Source organism: Actinomycetes bacterium, from assembly GCA_035506535.1.
Classification (GTDB): Bacteria; Actinomycetota; Actinomycetes; order DATJPE01; family DATJPE01; genus DATJPE01.
Map to the genome: position 1 here is coordinate 1 of DATJPE010000091.1, position 2,093 is coordinate 2,093.

Annotated in this window: 2 protein-coding genes; both read right to left on the reverse strand. The window is 71.7% G+C overall.

Annotation, left to right across the window (positions count from 1 at the left end):
- On the reverse strand, positions 1–573 hold a 573-nt coding region (locus tag VMI11_14365; protein ID HTY73580.1), incomplete at its 3' end, for a hypothetical protein.
- Positions 574–628: 55 nt separating this feature from the next.
- On the reverse strand, positions 629–2,093 hold a 1,465-nt coding region (locus tag VMI11_14370), incomplete at its 5' end, for a sugar transferase (protein HTY73581.1).

Here is a 2,093-nt window from a genome sequence, read left to right on the forward strand (position 1 = left end):
CACCACCGAGACGCCCCCGTGGGAGTCGGTCGTGACGTGCTGGGTCTTGGAGAAGTGGGTGTTGTAGACCCTGATCTCGATCGGACTCCCCGCGGGGAAGCGCCCCAGCGTGACGTGGAACGGCTCGTTGTTCTTCACGTAGCCGACGTGGCACGCCGGCGACGTCGCCTGCACGGTGGTGTAGGCGGACTCGGGCGAGTTGCACCCGTAGGTGTGCGCCGAGGCCGTGATCGTGCCGTGGCTGTACGGAGAGGTGAAGGTCGCCGTGGCCGTCCCGTTCGAGCTCGGCGCGCTCGTGCTGAGCGAGCCGAAGGTGAACTTCACCCAGCAGCCCTTGGCCACGTTGCCGGCGGTCAGGGTGACCTGCTGGCCCTTGGCGACCGTGGCCCGGTCCGCGACCAGCGTCAGCTTGGTCTTCGGCGGATAGGTGTGGTGCTTGTGATGCTTGTGATGCTTGCCAAGATGCATCGCCAGCTGGCCGTCGGCCGCCTGGGCGGCGGAGACCCCGGCGAAGGTCAGCGAGGCGACCAGCGCGACGGCGATCGCGATCCGTCCCAGCACGCTCTTGCTCACCGGGATCCTCCATCCATGGTCACGCGGGTCGACGGTCTGGTGCGTGCGGCGCTCATCAGTAGGCCCCTCGCGCTCGTGTCACGGCCCGCACCGTCCGGAAGAGGATGGACAGGTCGAACCACAGGGTCCAGTTCTCCACGTAGTGCAGGTCGAGGCGGACCGACTCCTCCCAGGAGAGGTCCGATCGCCCGCTGACCTGCCACACGCCGGTGAGGCCCGGACGGACCAGCAGCCGGCGCCGTACGTGGCTGCCGTACTGGTCGACCTCGCGCGGCAGCGGCGGACGCGGGCCGACCAGGGACATCTCGCCGCGCAGCACATTGACCAGCTGGGGCAGCTCGTCCAGCGACGTGCGGCGCAGGAGGCGTCCGACGCGGGTGACCCGCGGATCCCGCCGCATCTTGAACAGCGGTCCCTCGTCGTGGACGTTCTGGTCGAGCAGGTCCACGAGACCGTGCTCGGCCTCGACGTGCATCGAGCGGAACTTCCACAGCGTGAAGGGGCTGCCGCCTCGCCCGACCCGCTGCTGGCGGAAGAAGGCAGGTCCCGGGCTGTCGAGTCGGACCAGGGCCGCGACGACCACGAAGACCGGCAGCAGCACGACGAGGGCGAGCGCCGCCACGACCCGGTCGAAGGCGGCCTTGGCCAGCCGGCGCACACCCGAGAACTCGGGCTTGTCGACGTGCAGCAGCGGCAAGCCGGCCACCGGCCGCAGGTGGATCCGGGGCCCGGCGATGTCGGTGAGGTTGGGGCTCACGACCAGGTCGACGTCGCTGTCCTCGAGCTCCCAGGACAGCCGGCGCAGGTCGCGCGCCTCGAAGCCGGCAGAGGGGACGACGAGCAGGGTGTCGATGCGGTGGACAGCCAGTGCGTCGTGGACGTCGGACAGGCTTCCGACCACGGGGGCGACTGCCGGGTCCGCCGCCGCGATCCCGTCGTCGGTGAGCAGCCCGACGACCTTGAACCCCCGGCCGGGCGTCCCGACCAGGCCCCGGGCGACCTCGACGGCGGAGCGGGCGCCGCCCACGACCAGGACCCGGTGCGAGGCACGGCCCGCCCGGCGCAGCCGCACCAGGTGCAGCCTCGCCAGCGCGCGCACCGTCAGCGATCCGGCGACGGTAGCGAGCAGGGCGAGCCCCGCGTATCCGCGGGAGAAGGGAACGTCGAAGGCCCAGGCGAACAGCGCCAGCCCGGCGACCACGCGCACCGCGGCCTCGACGACGCGCCGGAACTCCTCCGTGCCCTCGGCGAGGAACCGCGGCTCGTAGCAGCGGCACAGGGCCAGGGAGAGCACCCACAGCGCGGGGAAGGCCACCGTCACCCATGCGTAGGTCCCGCCCGCACCTCCGAACCGAAGGAGCAGCGCGGTCGCGGCGGCCAGAGCCGCGACGACGGCGTCCGAGAGCACGAGGAAGCGCGCGTAGCGCGAGGCCCAGCGCGGCCGCGTGGTGGGGCGGGAACCCCCCTCCGTGCGGTCGGCGAAGACCTCAGCCGATGCGTCGCTGAATTCGGCACTGGAA